At 51.9% G+C, this 17352-nt stretch carries 13 protein-coding genes; 6 read left to right on the top strand and 7 right to left on the bottom strand.

Features of this window, described 5'->3' with window-relative positions:
- The first annotated feature begins 18 nt into the window (after positions 1 to 18).
- Genes AD948_RS16115 through AD948_RS16100 form a run of 4 tightly spaced genes read left to right on the top strand, consistent with a single transcriptional unit; the run spans position 19 to position 5136 of the window.
- Positions 19 to 1680, top strand: coding sequence for an ABC transporter substrate-binding protein (locus AD948_RS16115; protein ID WP_061472682.1), 1662 nt, complete (start codon positions 19 to 21; stop codon positions 1678 to 1680).
- Positions 1677 to 2633, top strand: coding sequence for an ABC transporter permease (locus AD948_RS16110; protein WP_061472681.1), 957 nt, complete (start codon positions 1677 to 1679; stop codon positions 2631 to 2633). The genes AD948_RS16115 and AD948_RS16110 overlap by 4 nt, the downstream gene beginning before the upstream one ends.
- Positions 2630 to 3496 carry an ABC transporter permease gene (locus AD948_RS16105; RefSeq protein WP_061472680.1) on the top strand — a complete coding sequence of 289 codons (867 nt, stop codon included), beginning with the start codon at positions 2630 to 2632 and terminating at the stop codon, positions 3494 to 3496. Before AD948_RS16110 ends, AD948_RS16105 begins: the two co-directional genes overlap by 4 nt.
- Entirely contained in the window at positions 3493 to 5136 is a 1644-nt protein-coding gene (locus tag AD948_RS16100) for an ATP-binding cassette domain-containing protein (RefSeq protein WP_061472679.1), read from the top strand. Before AD948_RS16105 ends, AD948_RS16100 begins: the two co-directional genes overlap by 4 nt.
- A 50-nt stretch (positions 5137 to 5186) precedes the next feature.
- Here the strand turns inward: AD948_RS16100 and AD948_RS16095 are convergent, their stop codons facing one another.
- Positions 5187 to 6269, bottom strand: coding sequence for an acyl-CoA dehydrogenase family protein (locus tag AD948_RS16095; RefSeq protein ID WP_169797423.1), 1083 nt, complete (start codon positions 6267 to 6269; stop codon positions 5187 to 5189).
- Positions 6270 to 6527: 258 nt separating this feature from the next.
- Here AD948_RS16095 and AD948_RS16090 point away from each other — a divergent pair, with 258 nt between their 5' ends.
- Positions 6528 to 7517, top strand: coding sequence for an aliphatic sulfonate ABC transporter substrate-binding protein (locus AD948_RS16090; protein ID WP_061472677.1), 990 nt, complete (start codon positions 6528 to 6530; stop codon positions 7515 to 7517).
- Here the strand turns inward: AD948_RS16090 and AD948_RS16085 are convergent.
- The 3 genes from AD948_RS16085 to AD948_RS16075 are packed head-to-tail and all read right to left on the bottom strand — an operon-like array spanning position 7514 to position 9680.
- Positions 7514 to 8119: a nitroreductase family protein gene (locus AD948_RS16085; RefSeq protein ID WP_061472676.1), complete on the bottom strand. Its 606-nt coding sequence runs from the start codon at positions 8117 to 8119 to the stop codon at positions 7514 to 7516. The two genes, AD948_RS16090 and AD948_RS16085, sit on opposite strands and share 4 nt — an antisense overlap.
- Before the next feature lie 32 nt (positions 8120 to 8151).
- Positions 8152 to 8904, bottom strand: a complete 753-nt coding sequence (locus AD948_RS16080; RefSeq protein ID WP_248846070.1) for an ABC transporter ATP-binding protein — start codon at positions 8902 to 8904, stop codon at positions 8152 to 8154.
- Positions 8901 to 9680 carry an ABC transporter permease gene (locus tag AD948_RS16075; RefSeq protein WP_408736075.1) on the bottom strand — a complete coding sequence of 260 codons (780 nt, stop codon included), beginning with the start codon at positions 9678 to 9680 and terminating at the stop codon, positions 8901 to 8903. Before AD948_RS16075 ends, AD948_RS16080 begins: the two co-directional genes overlap by 4 nt.
- Before the next feature lie 529 nt (positions 9681 to 10209).
- Here AD948_RS16075 and AD948_RS16070 point away from each other — a divergent pair.
- Positions 10210 to 12459 (top strand): TonB-dependent receptor family protein, encoded by a 2250-nt coding sequence (locus AD948_RS16070; RefSeq protein ID WP_061472729.1) that lies wholly within the window; start codon positions 10210 to 10212, stop codon positions 12457 to 12459.
- Between the two features lie 119 nt (positions 12460 to 12578).
- On the opposite strand, the gene AD948_RS16065 is transcribed toward AD948_RS16070, so the two are convergent.
- From AD948_RS16065 to AD948_RS16050, 3 genes are all read right to left on the bottom strand, one after another.
- A complete protein-coding gene (locus AD948_RS16065) occupies positions 12579 to 13364 on the bottom strand; it encodes a siderophore-interacting protein (protein ID WP_061472674.1) in 786 nt (261 codons plus the stop codon).
- Between the two features lie 71 nt (positions 13365 to 13435).
- Entirely contained in the window at positions 13436 to 14032 is a 597-nt protein-coding gene (locus tag AD948_RS16060) for a PadR family transcriptional regulator (protein WP_039903255.1), read from the bottom strand.
- A 330-nt stretch (positions 14033 to 14362) separates the two neighbouring features.
- Positions 14363 to 16999, bottom strand: a complete 2637-nt coding sequence (locus AD948_RS16050; protein WP_061472672.1) for a M1 family metallopeptidase — start codon at positions 16997 to 16999, stop codon at positions 14363 to 14365.
- Between the last annotated feature and the right edge of the window lie 353 nt (positions 17000 to 17352).

Genomic DNA, 17352 nt, shown 5'->3' with positions numbered 1-17352 from the left:
CCTTACCGGTCATATTCCATGCTTGCCAGAAACACGGCCATACACACATGCAAAGCAGTTTTCCATAGCGCACTGCTGGCAGCCCTGTGTCTGCCTCTGGCAGCATGCCACAAGAACAAACATGCGCGAAATGCCACGTCCCCTATCTCGGGCGGCACGCTGATCTACGCAACGGACCGTGAACCTGTCTGCCTGGACCCACATGTGCAAGGAGATATGCCACAGGTTTTTGTGGCACAACAATATCTTGATTCACTTGTCTCAATGGACAAAGCGGGCGGCATCCATCCGTGGCTGGCGACCAATTGGGATATTTCGCCAGATGGACTGGCCTACACATTCCATTTGCGGTCAGACGTCACCTTTACCGATGGCACGCCCTTCACGGCAGAAGCCGTAAAAGCCAACCTTGATCATATGGCCAATCCGGCTACGCAATCCAGCACGGCCGGCGGTTATATTCGCCAATATCATTCAACCGAAATTGTTGACGCCCATACAGCCATCGTCCACCTCAGCCGTCCTTATGCCGCGTTTCTGGAAGTGCTTGCCCAAGGTTTTCTCGGCATTGAGTCCCCCAAGGCACTCGCTCGCCCGCGTGACCTGAACTGTCAGGCCCCTGTTGGCTCCGGTCCCTTCCGCATTGTCCGCTGGGATCGACAGAACAGGATCTTATTCGAACGCAACCCGGCCTATCACTGGGCCCCTTCCTATGCCTTACACAATGGGCCAGCCTATTTAAATCGTATTGAGTGGCGCTTCATCCCTGAACCTTCAGCCCGGTTTGCAGCCCTGCAAGCTGCGGAAGTTGATGCCATCGATACTCTACCGCCCGAAGCACAAACGCCTGCCCAGCATAATGCTGATCTGTGGCTATTGATGGCAGACCGCCCAGGCAACCCCACCAATGGCACCCTCAATACCCGCCGCGCCCCGTTCAATGACGTGCGAGTGCGAGAAGCTTTTCTTCGGTCCGCAGACATAGAAGGCGCACTCGGAAGCGTTTTTTTCCACCATTATCGGCGCGCAGGCGGCCCGCTTACGCCCACAACGCCTTTTTATTCTCCCGATTTTGAACACGCGGCAGACTACAATCCCCAAAGGGCAAATATATTGCTGGACCAGGCAGGATGGAGTGCCAAAGATGCGGATGGTATCCGCACAAAAGATGGACACCGTTTAACCGTTCATATTCCTCTGCGCTCCTCACTTTCAAATTCTGAACGCACATTATGGGAGCAGGTCCAGGCCACGGCACGTGAGACCGGCTTTGATGTGCTACTGGAAAATGCTGACGATACATCCGTCAACACCCGTGAAGGCCAATGGGACTATGATGTTCGGATTGGCTATTGGAACACAAATACTGCTGACGTGCTGCGTATTGTTTTTTCTTCAGAGTTTCTTGACGCTGCCGGAATTTCAGGACACCACCAGAATGAATCCGGTTTCAGCAATCCTGATTTTGACAGGATCGTCAATGAGGCACTTCTGACAACCGATACTGAACAGCGCCGCAATCTGTACTATCAGGCCCAGAAAATTGCCTCTGCCGCGTTCCTCCAGATCACAACTTTTCCCCAGACCACACGTCTGGCCATTTCAAAACGTGTGCATGATATACGGCTGGAGCCCGCGCTGAACGTCACAACATTATATGACGCATGGGTAGAACAATGATCCCCTTCCCCAATTCCGGCTTTGTTTTTCTGAAAAAACTTATGATCCGCGTTGGAGGAGCCTGTCTGGTTCTCTTTGCCGCAGCAACATTGACCTTCATCACGCTTCATCTGGCTCCAGGAGACCCTGTCACAGCCATTTTGGGCGGGTCCGCCAATCCAACTCCTGAAACCATTCGGGAAATCCGTGAAGAATATGGATTGGATCAACCGCTTATGGTGCAATATGCACTCCATATCTGGCATGTGCTGTCGGGCCATCTCGGGGCCTCATTCTCGCAGCATATGCCGGTTACAGATGTCCTCTGGCAACAGGCTCCTCCAACTCTGAAGCTGATGCTTTCCTCCCTCGTTCTGGCATGGGGCTTTGCCGTTCTTTCCGTTACTCTTTCTGCCCGCAAGCCGTTCTTTGATTCTGCGTTTTCTTCTCTTGAAACCTTTTTTGCAGGGCTTCCACAGTTCTGGATTGGCATCATCCTGCTCTGGCTGTTTGCCTATCAGCTTGGGCTGCTTCCGCCTGCTGGTACGCATGGTTTTTTATCGCTGATACTCCCATCCCTTTCCCTCGCCATTCCTCTGGGGGGCTTCCTCGCTCAGGTGATGCGGGAATCCTTCAAAACCACGCTTGATCAACCCTTTGTACTAACCGCGCGCGCCAGAGGGTTATCTGACAATGCAGTTAGGTTCCGGCATGTTTTACGCCATGCATTGCTTCCGGGCGTCAGCTTATCAACATGGGCCGTTGGTGCTCTTGTAGGAAATGCTGTTGCTGTTGAATTCATTTTTTCGCGGCAGGGACTAGGGCGTCAGCTTTTTCTGGCTGTCAGCATGCACGACATGCCGTTGGTAACAGGTATAATTCTGTTTATCTCCGTTGTTTATATCCTCGCGTCCTTTCTGGCCGACATTCTCTACGTGATCGTTGATCCACGCATTCAGGAGGCAAGAGCATGAGCGCAACCAACTCTCTCCCGCTGTCCTTAAAAGCCTATCCGCGCCTGCGGTTGCCGGCAGGAAAGCATATCGGGCTGGCTCTGGCATTACTCTACCTGACTCTTCTCATTCTTGCCGCCATTGCCCCGCATCTTCTCGCACATGGCAACCCTTATAGCATTGCACCGCGTGAAGCATTTACGGCTCCCGGCTGGCAACATCCACTTGGCACAGATCAATCCGGGCGCGATATGTGGACACGTCTTATCTTCGGGGCGCGCAGTTCTCTGGTTATTGGAATAGGGTCCATTCTGCTCGCTCTCTCCGTTGCCTTAAGCCTCGCAATCCCCGGAGCATTTGGTGGAGCCGTGGCAGAACAATGTGTTAAATGGATTTTTGAGATCCTTTTCTCATTCCCTACCGTTGTTCTTGCTCTCCTGTTAACGGCCATTTTCTCTTCCGGCACTTTTCCTCTGATTGTAGCGGTCGGCATTGGCGCTGCACCGGGGTACGGGCGGATGCTGTTCGGGCAGTTTCTGACAATCCGTCATGCTGGCTTCATTGAAGCGGCCCGCTCACTCGGCCACTCGCCAGCACACATTTTACGGCGCCATTTAGTTCCCAATGCGTTTCGTCCATTGCTGATTGCAGGCGCCATGGGTGTTGGGCAGACCATTATCTGGGCGTCTTCCCTCTCTTTTCTGGGGCTCGGCGCACCACCCCCTGCAGCAGAATGGGGCACCATGTTGGCTATGGGCCGCGACTATATTGCCGAGGCCTGGTGGATCACGTTTTTCCCTGGCGTTGCTATTGTTCTTACCATGTTGGCAACAACCACATTGGGACGCTTCCTGAAAAATCACTTTGAAACAAGTTCCTCATGAACGCGTTTTCTGACACATCTCAGTCTGGCCTGAGTGTAAAAAATCTGTCCGTGACATTCAGTTCGGGTGGGGTTTCCCATATAGCCGTGCATTCCCTCTCCTTTTCCCTCACACCGGGAGAAGTTGTCGCACTTGTTGGAGAGTCTGGCTCAGGCAAAACCGTTACCGCGCGCGCATTACTTGGTCTTTCGGGTCCACATGCCCAGATTACAGCGGACCATCTGTCTCTTAACGGGCGGTCGCTTCTAGCCAACACAGAACAGCAATGGCGCAAGATACGCGGTGCGGAAATCGGCTTTATCCTGCAGGATGCATTGGTCGCACTCGACCCGCTACGCTCAATCGGGACAGAGATTACTGAAGCCCTGACAGCCCATAAATGGGGCACCAAAAACACACGAGAAGACCGTGTGTTACAGTTGCTAACGCAGGCTGGCATTCCTTTAGCAAAAGAGCGCGTTCACCTTCGGGCGGACCAGCTTTCGGGCGGCCTGCGTCAACGTGCGCTGATTGCCAGCGCACTGGCCATGAACCCACCCTTTTTGATTGCGGATGAACCAACAACAGCCCTTGATCCGTCCGTTCAGGTGCAAATTCTGGAACTGCTGAAACAGCTCCGTGCAGCGGGACATGGTATTCTGATCATTAGTCATGACCTTGGTTTTGTCTCTCGCCTGGCAGATCGCGTTATTGTCATGCATCATGGGCATATGATTGAAGAAGGCCGCACGGCGGACCTTCTTTCCGCTCCCCGACATTCCTATACCCGCAGGCTGCTTGATGCCGAACCCGGAAGAAGACCGCCTCGCCCCCCCGCACTTGCCCGCCAAACAGCGTTGCCGTTGCTGGAAGCGCACAATTTATCGTTCTCTATCAAACAGCAGGATGGCACCAGAAAACACATTGTGCAGGATATCAGCCTGTCCCTTTTTCCCGGTCGCACATTAGCGTTAATTGGAGAATCCGGTTCCGGCAAAACGTCTACAGCCCGCATGATCATGGGGTTTCAGAAACCCGAAACAGGATTCATAGATTTTTTGGGAGAACCTTGGTCACGATCAGAAAAGGCCGGCGTTCCCGAGTCCGCTCGCCGTGGCAGAAGGCCCAGATTGGCCGCTATCTATCAGGACCCGCTCAGTTCGTTTGATCCCCGTTGGACAGTACAGACTATTCTGGATGATGCTCTTTCTGTCATTCATGTTCCAAAACAGGAAAGGATGACACGTATTCGTGCGCTTTTGGATCAGGTCCGCTTGCCGGATACTCTCCTGAGCAAAAACCCCCTGCTTCTTTCGGGCGGGCAAAGGCAACGTGTCGCCATAGCGCGGACTTTGGCAGTGGAACCGTCTGTCATTCTCTGTGATGAACCTGTCTCCGCACTTGATGTTTCCGTGCAAGCACAAATTCTCGACCTACTGGATGATCTTCAAAAACGCCTGCGTCTTTCTTACCTATTCATTTCTCACGATCTAAACGTGGTAAGAAATATCGCGGATGATCTCATTGTCATGCAGCATGGACGAATTATTGAAAGCGGTACCGCTCAGGACGTCCTAACGCATCCGCGCCATCCCTTTACGCAGGAACTGGTTGCCGCTGCCCACCTTATAGGAGATGCAACCAGCAGCCTCCCCTCCTAAAAAAATCTTACCAAGAAAGACCATTCCAACAGTCAAGGAATCCTGAATTCTTAAACACCCAGCGCCTGCCGTCCTGCTTTATTGCGCAAAAGTTCGGCATGGGGGGCATGAATACGCCCGCATAAGGCATCCCGATGACAACGCTCCAGATCATTACGTGCAGAAAGACCTGCATTGCCAGCAATAGCCAATAAGGACTGCGTCAAACCTGCCGCGCCATCAACTGTCTGCATCTTGATCAGAACTGCTTCTTTTTGAATACGCTCCTTATCCCTGAGCGCCACAGCCTCTGCAAAAGACCGTAAAAGGGTCTGATTTAGATCCAGCGCAATCCGTATACCGCCGATCATGTCCTGCATGGCGGGAAGCGTTGCAAGAGCGGCACCCAGATTGGACGGTTTGCGCGCTTTAAGGAAATTTTCGGTCCAACCAACAGCCGTCCGCACAACACCATCATAAAGCGCCCCTAGTAGCCCCTGATTCCACATTCCCAGCACTTTGCCAAAATTGGATGCTTGACCGGCTTTTTCCTTAAAAATGAGATAATCATTCGGCACGGCAACATCTGTCAGCACTACCTCCTGGCTGGCCGAAGCCCGCATACCCACATGATCCCATGTCGAAAGAACGGCTATGCCTGAAGCCTCTCTTGGTATCAGAAAAAAAGCAATCTCCGGCTCAGGACCATCCGTTCTGGCCCGTACCAGCAACCAGGAAAGAGCAGGTATGCCCGTTGCGTAAGCTTTGCGGCCGGTAAGGCTCCATCCCTGATCTGTTTTCTGCGCCACTGTTCCCGGCAGTCCACCCCGCGATGCTGAACCCTGATCAGGCTCAGCCAGCAACGCATTGATCAATTTACCCGCTGTTGCCTCTCTGTCCTGAAGCGGAACAGGATAAGATGGTAATGAGCGCAATTCCGCATGCACCATATAATGGTTTACCAAAACAAGAGCAGCAACAGGATCAGCTTGCGCAATGGTACCAATCAGAGCCTGAGCAGTTGCCAGGTCACATTCTGCACCACCTTGTGAACGCGGCAATACCAGATCAAGCGCCCCGGCTTGAGCAAGAGCCTGCATTGTTTCAAACGGGAAAACAGCCGTTCTGTCTGCTTCTCGCGCTCTAATTTTCATATCAGGGAGTATTTCAGATACTTTTTTCTGAACACATGCAGTCTGTTGGTCTATATCCTGCGCCGTCATAGAATACAGTCTTTCCCTGTCATAAACGCGTTAATTTAACCATCAATTTTCGTTATTTAATAGTTTATTTGAATTCAATAGATAATAAAAGGAATACCCATCCTGTCTTTCCGGAGCATCTGACTTCCATTCTGATCCAAAAAGAGACTGGTTTTCATAAAACAAGAAACAATACGGAGATCTTTTTTCATGGCGCCTCCCTCCCTTCCCCTCTTTGCACCCAAACTCCGCCGCCGATCGCTCCTCACTGCGGCACTTGCTGCTACGGCAGGGGCCACACTTCTCGTCCCCCAGCACAGCTTGGCTCAAAGTGCGGATAAAACTCTCCGAATTGGCTATCAACGGTATGGGACACTTATTATTCTCAAACAGTCAGGTTTGTTGGAAAAAGCCCTGTCTTCTGTAGGGTGGACTATCAAATGGTCCGAGTTTATTGCAGGGCCACAAATGTTGCAGGCTCTGGCTGCCAACGCCATTGATCTTGCAGAAACAGGTGATGCCCCTCCCATCTTTGCTCAGTCCAACTGGCCAGACAGATTGGTCTATATCGGGCACAGCGGCCCCGCCCCCTTGGGCGAAGGCCTATTGGTCCAAAAAGAAGGAGAGATAAAAGCACTGAAGGATCTTAAAGGCAAAAAAGTCGCCTTCAACAGGGGCTCAAATGTCCATTACCTGCTGCTGAACGCCCTCACTCAAGCTGGATTAACAATTGCGGATATTCATCCTGTTAATCTGACACCTGCCGCCGCACGGGCTGCTTTTGAAACGGGCCAAATTGATGCATGGGCCATCTGGGACCCCTATCTTGCCGCAGGTGAGGCGCTCCCTTCAGCCAGACTGCTGACAAATGCCGAAAATCTCTCTCCCAATCGGCAGTTCCTGCTCTCAGCCCGCGCTTTTGCAGAACAGAATCCTGATATTGTGCGGCGCATCATCTCGACCCTTTCGGGCCTGAAAGCATGGGTTGCCCAAAATCAACAGGATCTGGTGCACACGCTTGCAACAAGCACCGGGCTTGAGGCAAGCGTTATCCAGACGGCACTCTCACGCCTTTCTCTGGACGTCGATTTCATGGACGCCCAAACTCAGGCCGAACAGCAAAAAGCTGCCGACCTGCTTACCCAAAAAGCCCTTATACCGCATAGCCTCCATGTGCAGGACATGATCTGGAAGGGTTAGTCCTCACGCACCGGGAAACGTCCTTCGAACGCCAGCTCCGACAAAGTCCGGCGGCCAGAGGGCGTTTCCTTTCCCTGCAAGGTTTCCGGCAGATGGCTCTTATCACCTTGCTGACCAATAACAACTGCGGCATGCAAAGCATAATCTTCCGGCAGTTCCAGCCCAGCGCGCGCCAACGCATGATCAAATCCGCTGATTGGATGTGTTGCCCACCCCGCATGAGATGCCTCCAACTGAATCAGAAGCGCTGCGGCACCGGCATCAAACGCGTGGCTAGGTGCAGGAACCGGCTCTCCGGTGCTGCTGGAAAATGTGACGGTATGAGAGGCGATGAAAACCAGAGCCGACGCATGTTGTGCCCATGCCTGATTAAACGGAATAAGCCAGGAGAGGAAACGCTCCCAGTCCGGCGTATCCCGTCTGGCATACAGGAAACGCCACGGCTGGCCGTTATAAGCTGACGGTGCCCAACGACCAGCTTCCAGAAACGTCAGTAAATTTTCCTGAGATATGGGAGTAGGCGTGAAAGCACGGGGAGACCAGCGATCCACAATAAATGGGCTGGCAGAAGTGTCGGCTGAACGTTCTGGCGCTTTGGTCATATCGTTTTTATGCCTTTCAAAAGTAAAAATTCTTAGCTGTTCTGCACGCCTAACGCCTGCAGCAACTCGCTTCGCAACTCCTCAAACACAGGGTGAGCATGCCGACGAGGGCGTGAAAGGCGCACGGGTAGATCAACTTTGATCTTCCCATGTTCCAGCACCAAAACCCGATCTGCCAGCACCAAAGCCTCATCCACGTCATGCGTCACCAGCAAGGTTGCGCACTGGTGTTTCCTCCACAATGTCAGAACAAGAGCCTGCATCTGAATTCGGGTCAACGCATCCAATGCGGCAAAGGGCTCATCCAACATCAGGAAAGATGGGTCACGCACAAGCGCACGCGCCAACGCCACCCTCTGCGCCTCTCCCCCAGAAAGAGTCAGCGGCCATGCGTCCACCCGATGCGCCAGGCCTACTTCTGTCAAAACCTGCAAGGCACGTTTTTTTGCTTCGGGCCCTTTTTGCCCCAACACCACATTTTGCCAGACACGCCGCCACGGCAGCAGACGACTTTCCTGAAATACGACGGAAACAGCCGTGGGCCGGGCCACGTCTCCATACTCAACCGGGTCCAGCCCAGCCAAGGTCCGTAATAAGGTGGACTTGCCAGACCCACTGCGGCCCAGCAACGCAACAAATTCTCCTGCCGGAATATTCAGAGACAAATGATCCAGCACGGCAGGGCCATCACCAAACCGCTTGGTTAAACCGGAAATACGCACATCTGCTCTTTCCCGAACCAACTGACCCTGCCCCTCTTCTCCGTTTGAGGTGATATGGTTCATACGCGCGTACCGCCCTGCATTTGCCATACCAGCAGCCAGCGCTCCCCAGCCCTCACTAGTCGGTCAGAAATCAATCCCAGCAAGCCGTAAACAATCAATCCGACCAGAATAATATCTGTTCGTAAAAAATCTTCTGCATCCATCATCATGTGGCCAATGCCACTTTCTGCATTCACCTGCTCCGCTACAACAAGCATCAGCCATGCAACACCCAACGCATAGCGCACCCCGAGCAGCAAGTCTGGCAAAGCACCAGGCAGGATCACATCCATGATGGTCTGAACACGGGAGAGACCAAGCGTGCGCGCCATTTCCAGAAGCTTGGGATCGATATTCCGAATGCCTTTATGTAAATTGAGATAGATTGGAAAAAGCGCCCCCAGTAAAACCAACAGAATTTTTGGCTCTTCTCCAATACCAAACCATAAGATGAACAGGGGTGCCAAAGCCAAAGCAGGAAGCGTACGGAGTATCTGAAGGGGAGCATCAATTATGTCCTCCCCCAAGCGGGAAAGTCCAGAAATCAGTGCTAATGTCACCCCGATCACCAAGGCGAGAGCAAAGCCAAGGCTGGCCCGTTCAAGAGACACAAGAAGATTGGTAGGCAAGGAGCCATCCTTGATCAATCCCCATGCCGTATGAGCAAGCTGAACAGGTGACGGCAATATCCGCGCGGAAACAAGCCCGGATACGCTTGCTATCTGCCAAATAGCAACAAGAAGAAGAGGCGAAAGAAACCTACGACTTTCCCTCCCAACAAAACGTAATTGCCGTATCCGTAACTCCTGGGCTGACCGGTGCCCAGAATAGCTTTCTGCCATCAAACAGCCTTTCTTGTTCTGCACCCACGTTCCTTAACGCCGCCCTAAGTTTCCATGCAGTTCGTTATTTATCTATATAACCTGTTTTTGCGATTGTTTAATACACACAAAATAAAACGTGAAATTTAAGTCTCGTCCCCTTCTCATAAAGAAACATACAACTCTTACTCAATCCCGCCGAAGAGAGAGAGTGCGCGCACTCCCTGCCACTTTCACAAAAATGGCGAGAATAATATGTTATCATATTGTTTTATATAACTTTTTAACTCTTCCACTACGCAGCCCCTCTCCACATTCTCGTAGTGTTAATTTTGCAACACACATTATATTTTGTTGTTTATATATTTACCGTTCATTTTTGGCATTATATTCCACACATTCTAGTCGCATAATTATCTCACCCTGACGGATTAAAAATATGGATCACCTCGCTGCACCTCGTTCTACACTTACGGTTCGTGCTTCACGTGTGTGTTCCTTTTTCATGATGCCCCCTTTCAGAACAGGGCTCCTGCTGACAACCTCAGCGCTGGTGACAGCCTCGGCAGCACTGGCCAGCACGCCTCCTGTGACGCATAACGCTGCCCCCAGCACTGCGCGCACCATTTCAGCCGCACACAAAAAGGCGGTTCATGTTCATACGCACTCCCATGCTCCAGAAGCAGACAATATGGAGGGTATGCACCACGAGCACTCTGCTACGCACACCAGCCATACAGCAGAACAGATTCTCGTAACGCATCATCATACACCTGCCGTTATGCAGGCTGAACGCAGGCTCTCCCGTATTCCCGGCGGAACCAGTGTTATTGACGCATCCGTCATGCTACGTGGGCGAAGCGCCACAAATGCGGATTCCTTCAAGTATCAAGCTGGTGTTTTCGCACAGGCTCCTTGCGGATCAGATGACCTGCGCATTTCCATCCGTGGTTCAGGCATCCAGACAGGGCTGAATGCAACACGTTCAGGTATTCTCTTCCTGTTCGATGGTTTGCCGTTGACCACGCCTATTGGAACCGTGAACGAACTACAGGAACCGCTGGGCATAAAATATACAGAAGTCCTGCGCGGCGGAAATGGTTTTGATTACGGCTCCCTTATGCTAGGCGGCGCGATCAACTATGTCACCAATACTGGCTATGATGCCCAAACCTATCAAGCCCGTGTGGAAGCCGGCAGCTTTGGTTACGTCAAAGAGCAGCTCAGTTCAGGTAAGGTGATTGGCAAACATGATTATTATATCAGCGTCACCAATTCTTATCGCTCAGGATATCAGGAAAGCACAAAATCCACCAACTTCGGTGTTAATTTCAATTACGGCTATAAATTCAATGACCGTGTTGAAAACCGATTTTTCTTCCGCTACCGCCAGACGTCTGAAGGTAACCCCTATTATCTGACCCGTGCCCAGGTTGCACAAAACCCCAAGCAGGCACAGGAACCCTACCGTTACTGGGGAACAAAAACGATTGAACCTGGCACAAAATACGCGGCAGACCGTGTCAGCATACGCATTGATGACAACTCAAAGCTTATGCTCGGCTTTGTTTATATGAACGCCCCCATGGACCATGAACTGGGCAACACAGCTTCTCTTTATGATATCGATTACGCATCTGGCGTTCTCAGTTACCAACGTCATGATACCTTGTTCGGTCTAAAGAGCGATACGGATGTGGGGGTTTACACAACGCATGATTTGCACGCCACAATTGACAACCGTGTCCGACGCGCCGATGCCTATCCGGGTGTTGCAATTGGCACACTGGTCACACGTTCCCATTTGGGCGGAAGTGACAATGTATTTCATGTCAGCAACAATACGGAAGTTTTTCATAATTTCTGGTTAACGGTCGCTGGCGCGCTGGATTATTCCCCCCGTTCGGGTAGCCAGACATATCCGGAAAAAAGCCGCTTTAGTCAGGATGCTCTGTATTTTTCTCCGCGTGCCGGTTTCCGATATGTCATTAACCCGCATATTCAGGTTTACGGAAATGTCAGCCGCAGCGTCCAACCAGCACAGGATTGGCAGTATCTCTCCGGTAATCTCTATACCAGTGGCATCGCAACGGGTTTAACCAAAGACTGGAGCATGCTGAAACCCCAGACTGCCACCACGTTTGAAGTCGGTACCAGCGGAGAATATGCCGGAACACAGTGGAGTTTGTCCTACTACCACTCGGCTGTGCGCAATGAATTACTCTCGGTCATGACACCCACGTCACAGCTGTATAACAACGCAACCTATGGGAATGCCTCCCCCACCACGCATCAGGGCGTGGAGTTTGCACTTCATTCCACTCTTTACCAATGGGCCGGAAACGTCATTTCTTTACGACAAGCCTATACCTATCAGGACTTCCGCTTCAATCATGACCCGGTATGGGGCCATAACCACATTCCTGGCATTCCCCAGCATTACTATCAGGGAGAACTGCATCTAGACCTGAAAAACGGGTTTTATGCCGCCGTTGATGCTGAAGTCGCATCATCTGTTCTGGCATCTTATGATAATCGCTACCGGGCAGCCCCTTACCATATTTACAACTTCAATATGGGATACCAGTGGCCCAAAAAGCATCGACAGGTTTATCTCAGCTTCCACAACCTTGCGAACAAGCATTACGCAACCGGCGTAGTTCCTGTTTACGGAAGCGGCACCACACAGCCTTCTGCTCTGCTGGTGGGCGATGGATTCGGCATTTTCGCCGGAATTTCCGTAGGGTTTGACTAAGCTCTACTTTTCCCTTGCGATTGTATTCTTTAACTTCACGTCCTATCTGGCTCCTTTCCTGAAGGAGTCAGACAAATGCTGCCTAAGGGGCAGGTTTTCATCAATTACGTTGGGGGCTTTCAGATCGCCTCTTCCCCAACATTTTTGACTGAGACATCGGCCTGCCCCTTCAGCCAGTATCCCGACGCCTTGAGCCACCGAGCATTAATACCCCGTTCTTCAAGCAGATAATGTCGCACTGCTTTTGCCACGTGGGCCTCAGCTCCCACCCAAACAAAGGTGCGTTCCGGTATTTCAAGATCAGCCAGCTTCGCAAGAAGACCTTGTGCCTGATCTGCCTCCTCAAGTGGCCTATAAACCCAGTGCGCATCATGCTGGGCTGATGTTTCGAAGCTCTGTTCGTCTTCCTGGCCAGATACAGCGACAACCGTTATCACAGAACTCCGCTCCGAAAGCTCTTCCACACGCCGCCCAATAGCTGGCAAAGCCGTTTCATCCCCGATCAACAGCCAACTGGTTACACTCTCTGATACGATCTGTGATCCACGAGGGCCGCCAATCTCGAGAGTATCCCCTACTATCGCTGCACGAGCCCACGCAGCAGCCGGCCCGCCGTGATGATTGACAAAATCCAGAACCAGCATTCCAGTTTTGGCATCATAACGGCGCGGTGTATAATCCCGTCGCGTAAGAACACCGTCCCGCCCGGGGATAAAGATCTTGATGTGATCATCAGGAGAAGCGCTGGTAAATCCAGCCAGTTCCGGGCCTGCCAGCACAACACGGATCATATGCGGCGTTAAACGCTCTACCGATGCAACTTCCAACCGACGCCGCCGAAGTTCGTGGCGTACGCGGTGAATTTGGGGAGCATCATTTTGCTGGGGTGGGAGTAGTTCACTCATATGTCTATTTCCTTCTCCAGCCAAACAGGGGAGAAGATAAATCCCCCTCCCCCCTCCGAATATAAAGTGTGTCAGGATTGGCTAATGCCGCGCGCAGCCTCATCAAGGAGGGCAGCAATTTTTTCCTCGGTCGCTGCATCAAGGCCACCATTACGAAGCCGAAGCCTTAAGGCTGTCTTGAGGTTTTCCATACCGCGCATAATGGGCACCGGGATATTTCGTCTTCCTCCGCGCCCATCTGGCTCGGCAGTAGCGGCCCGTGAGAGAATTTCTTCCAATCCCCCCTTATTGGCGCCAAGAAAAGCCTCACCTTCCGGCGTGATATGGTAGCTTTTGCGTCCGTCTTCCTCAGAAAACTTCACGTAACCAGCCTCATCCAGCCAGGTAAGCGTGGGGTAAATCACACCCGGACTGGGTGTGTAGCTTCCTCCGAATGTTTCTTCGATGGTCTTGATCAGTTCATAGCCATAGGTCGGTTTTTTACTGATCAGATCAAGCACCAGAAGACGCATCTCACCGTAATCGAAGAGTCTGTTGCGCCCGCCTCGACGGCCTCCGCCTCGACCATGGCGCCGTCCTTCTGGACGGGATGAACCTCCGGCACCAAGACCTTCGGGAGAAAATGTCTGACGGTGACGACCGTCTGCGTGTCTATTTCTGTGTTTCATAATTCCGATATAAGTCTCGATATATCGCATGTCAAGATATATCGAGACTTATATCTAGATATGGTTTTAGCTTCCCTTTCGCTGCCTTCTTCTCTCGCGTAGCTCAGAAACTCAAATGGAGGCTCCCGTGCTAAAACCCACACAGGAGCCGAGCGACATTGCGCTAAAAACCAGGCTGATTTTTATGAAAAAATATCAGGCCAACAGAGCACTAACTCTGCCAAGCATGCAAAACAGGCTTATTCTGAACGCCGAGAAGGAGACCCTTCCTGCGTCCGGTAACGCGACAAGAAGCAGGAAAGGTCTTTCGAGGTATCAATACAGAGAAGCTTAATGTTTCTGCGTATTGAGCCAAACATGGATTTGCGCCTGCGCCGCCCGCATGGCCTCTTTACGGGCACCAATTTCGCTTAACGCCTTGGCCGTGGCAATTTTAGCGCCGGTTGTCTTGACTGACGCGGGATCGTTTTCCAACGCGCCAGCGATGTCCGCGTTATCTGAATGTACAGCTATACCCGCAAGAAACCCATCCTGAGACCATGGAGCCAGATGGGTTCTGATCTCGGCCTCGTGTTGTTTCACAAGTTTCCATACCAGATCCGGGTTCTCGCTACTGTCCGCCACTCTGGAAAGTGCCATGGCAATACGGCCGTTTGGAATGGCACCGCTATAAGCCAGCGCAACAGTCTGCTCAATCAGCGCAGGGTTTGTGGCACCTGCCATGGCGTTAAACAGACGCAGCTTGACTTCTGTCGCCTGTGTGGTGCGCACCTTGGCAGCCATAATGTCATATGTTTTCTGATCAGCGTGCTTCATGGCAAGGCTGGCAACCACACCCACAAGATCAGGACGAACAGAAGCAGGGTTATCCAGCCACTGCGCAAAACGCTTTTGAGCTTCCGCCGTCACTGCCGGGTCTTCAAATTGACCGAGCGCGGAAAGAACCAAAGGCCGCAACATGGTATCCAGAACGTTTTCATCTGGCTTCTGATCCCACCCAAGGCGCGCCAACACAGGCGCCAGTCCTTTACGTGCATAAGCCCGGAACAAAGAACGGTCGGCTGAACCCTTCAGATAGTCATCCAGCGCTTCAAACTTGCCAATGATTTCCTGAAGCACTGCAATGTTGTCTTCATGTGCGTTCAGAAGACGATCAGCCAGCGTCAGGTATGAAGAAAGCTGTGCCTGCCCAGACTGGAAAAGGGCAAACTGATCCCCCAGCAGGTTAGCCTTATCCACTGCTTCAAATGTGGTGATATTCTTCGCCAACGCATCAAAAGCAGAAGGCATATAACGGACACGATAATAACCGCTTTCCCCCAAGTTCATTTTGAATGGGGCGTCACACCCGGGCACGGACAGCGTTTGAGGCACCTTGCCCAGCACCAGTTTTTGAGTCTGCACCCCAGGGCCACCAGCCACCACCGGAATACTCCACACCAGATCCTTCGGGTTGGGATCATGGATGGTAAAGCGAGACTGTGTCAGAGTATAAACTGTTTTCCCCTTTTCACAGGCTGCTGCAACATTGACCTGCGGAATACCCGGCTGTTCCGTAAAACTGCGGGCTACCTGACCAACCTCCTGCCCCGATGCACCAGACAACGCATTCCACAAATCCTGGCTGGTCGCACTGCCATATGCATGCGCTTTCATGTAAGCCCGCATCCCTTGGCGGAAACGCTCCTCACCCAGCCATCCTTCCAACATACGGATAACCAGTTCGCCTTTACCGTAACTGATCCCGTCGAACGCTGAATTCGCTTCACTTACGTTGTGAATGGTTTGCTGAATGGGATGCGTACTGGGCAGTGCATCGGTGCCCATCGTTTCTTCCCGTGTTTCGTGCTGGCGGGGCCAGATCTCCCATTGCGGGTTCATTTTGTCCGTCGCCTTGATTTCCATCCAGGAGGCGAACCCCTCATTCAGCCAGATATTGTCCCACCACCCCATGGTGACCAGATCACCAGACCATTGGTGTGCCATTTCATGGGCAACCACTTCATAAATCAGTTCACGCGTGCGGGGGGTGCTGTTTTTGGGGTCAAACAGAAGTACATTATCAATGTAGGTCAGAAGGCCCCAGTTCTCCATGGCTCCGGCCTGATAGTTACCAGGGATAGCCACCATATCCATTTTGGGGAGCGGATATTTCACCCCAAAATAACTATTATAATAGGGCAGTATCTTTTCTGCAGCATGAAGCGCAAAGTCCCCCTGCCCTTCCAGCCCCGATGGCGCATAAACAGCCAAAGGCGTTCCGTCAGCCTGACCGCGAACAGCCTTCATGTCTCCCGCAACCAATGCCAGAAGATAAGTGGACATGCGCGGTGTTTGCGCAAACCAGACCCTTTTCAGCCCAGCGCTTTCAGGTTTGGAGCTTGTAACAGGCATATTGCTCACGGCCACATAGTCTGTAGGCAAGGCCACATCCAACTGGAAGGTTGCCTTAAACGCTGGCTCATCCCAGCCGGGGAACATACGCCGCGCATCTGCAACCTCAAACTGGGTTACAAGCATGCGTTTTGCTTCGCCCTTGGGGGACGAGTAATCATCAACATAAATACCGTTCGGCGTTTTCAGAATGGGCCCGGAATATGTGATGGCCAGTGTATGCACCCCCTTCGCCACGTCCTTGGGGAAACGCAAGGTTACTGTCTCCGCAGCATCATTCTGGCTGATCTCTGCTTTGACAGCATTATCCAGAACCGCACCCTCAAGCTTGAGACCTGCCTGGTTCATCGTCATCTCAGCCGTAGCGGAAAGGACATTCACCTTGATCGTTTCCCGCCCGGTCAGGGACAGATGGTCCATGTCCGTTGCAAGATGAATAATGTAGGAAAGGGGCGCAACTGTCTTGGGCAGCTCTCCGGGCGCATTCTGAAATGAAAAGGCTTGCTCAGCATATGCCGGAACCACAAACTGCATCCCGGCGAGCAATGTTGTAAAAGACAAAAACCTACGCATAAAATTGCTTCTCTCCAGAAAGTAAACACATGAGGCTCTTCACGCCCCTGATTTTCGGTGCGCGCATCGTGGCATAATCAGGACGCAGCTAGAAGCTCTCCTGCCGGGATTTCTTTCTGAGAGAGCAACAGACGGATTCCGTCTCTTTCTGACCAGACGGTAAATTTCTTTCACGCCGATAAAAACGGTATCTTATTGCGAAAACGAATCGTATTTGGCAACTTTCACTCACATGTCATGACGGCACCCGTTTTCAGAATGGCCCCAGAAAAATCATAAAGGGCACATGTTATAACGGAATAAAATTTATAACATTTCCAAATAGATAGTTCTTTTATACGCCCGTTTCGGGG

It is taken from the genome of Acetobacter senegalensis (assembly GCF_001580995.1).
GTDB classification, from domain to species: domain Bacteria; phylum Pseudomonadota; class Alphaproteobacteria; order Acetobacterales; family Acetobacteraceae; genus Acetobacter; species Acetobacter senegalensis.
The sequence above is the reverse complement of the archived record's forward strand: the minus strand, read 5'-3'. Positions and strand labels throughout refer to the sequence as shown.

Bases quoted from the DNA above. Each gene is read 5' to 3' on its own strand.
- AD948_RS16060 (WP_039903255.1), bottom strand. From the start codon at position 14,032: ATGAAACACAGAAATAGACACGCAGACGGTCGTCACCGTCAGACATTT.
- AD948_RS16095 (WP_169797423.1), bottom strand. From the start codon at position 6,269: ATGAAAATTAGAGCGCGAGAAGCAGACAGAACGGCTGTTTTCCCGTTT.
- AD948_RS16115 (WP_061472682.1), top strand. From the start codon at position 19: ATGCTTGCCAGAAACACGGCCATACACACATGCAAAGCAGTTTTCCAT.
- AD948_RS16085 (WP_061472676.1), bottom strand. From the start codon at position 8,119: ATGACCAAAGCGCCAGAACGTTCAGCCGACACTTCTGCCAGCCCATTT.
- AD948_RS16105 (WP_061472680.1), top strand. From the start codon at position 2,630: ATGAGCGCAACCAACTCTCTCCCGCTGTCCTTAAAAGCCTATCCGCGC.
- AD948_RS16090 (WP_061472677.1), top strand. From the start codon at position 6,528: ATGGCGCCTCCCTCCCTTCCCCTCTTTGCACCCAAACTCCGCCGCCGA.
- AD948_RS16080 (WP_248846070.1), bottom strand. From the start codon at position 8,904: ATGAACCATATCACCTCAAACGGAGAAGAGGGGCAGGGTCAGTTGGTT.
- AD948_RS16050 (WP_061472672.1), bottom strand. From the start codon at position 16,999: ATGCGTAGGTTTTTGTCTTTTACAACATTGCTCGCCGGGATGCAGTTT.
- AD948_RS16065 (WP_061472674.1), bottom strand. From the start codon at position 13,364: ATGAGTGAACTACTCCCACCCCAGCAAAATGATGCTCCCCAAATTCAC.
- AD948_RS16110 (WP_061472681.1), top strand. From the start codon at position 1,677: ATGATCCCCTTCCCCAATTCCGGCTTTGTTTTTCTGAAAAAACTTATG.
- AD948_RS16070 (WP_061472729.1), top strand. From the start codon at position 10,210: ATGATGCCCCCTTTCAGAACAGGGCTCCTGCTGACAACCTCAGCGCTG.
- AD948_RS16100 (WP_061472679.1), top strand. From the start codon at position 3,493: ATGAACGCGTTTTCTGACACATCTCAGTCTGGCCTGAGTGTAAAAAAT.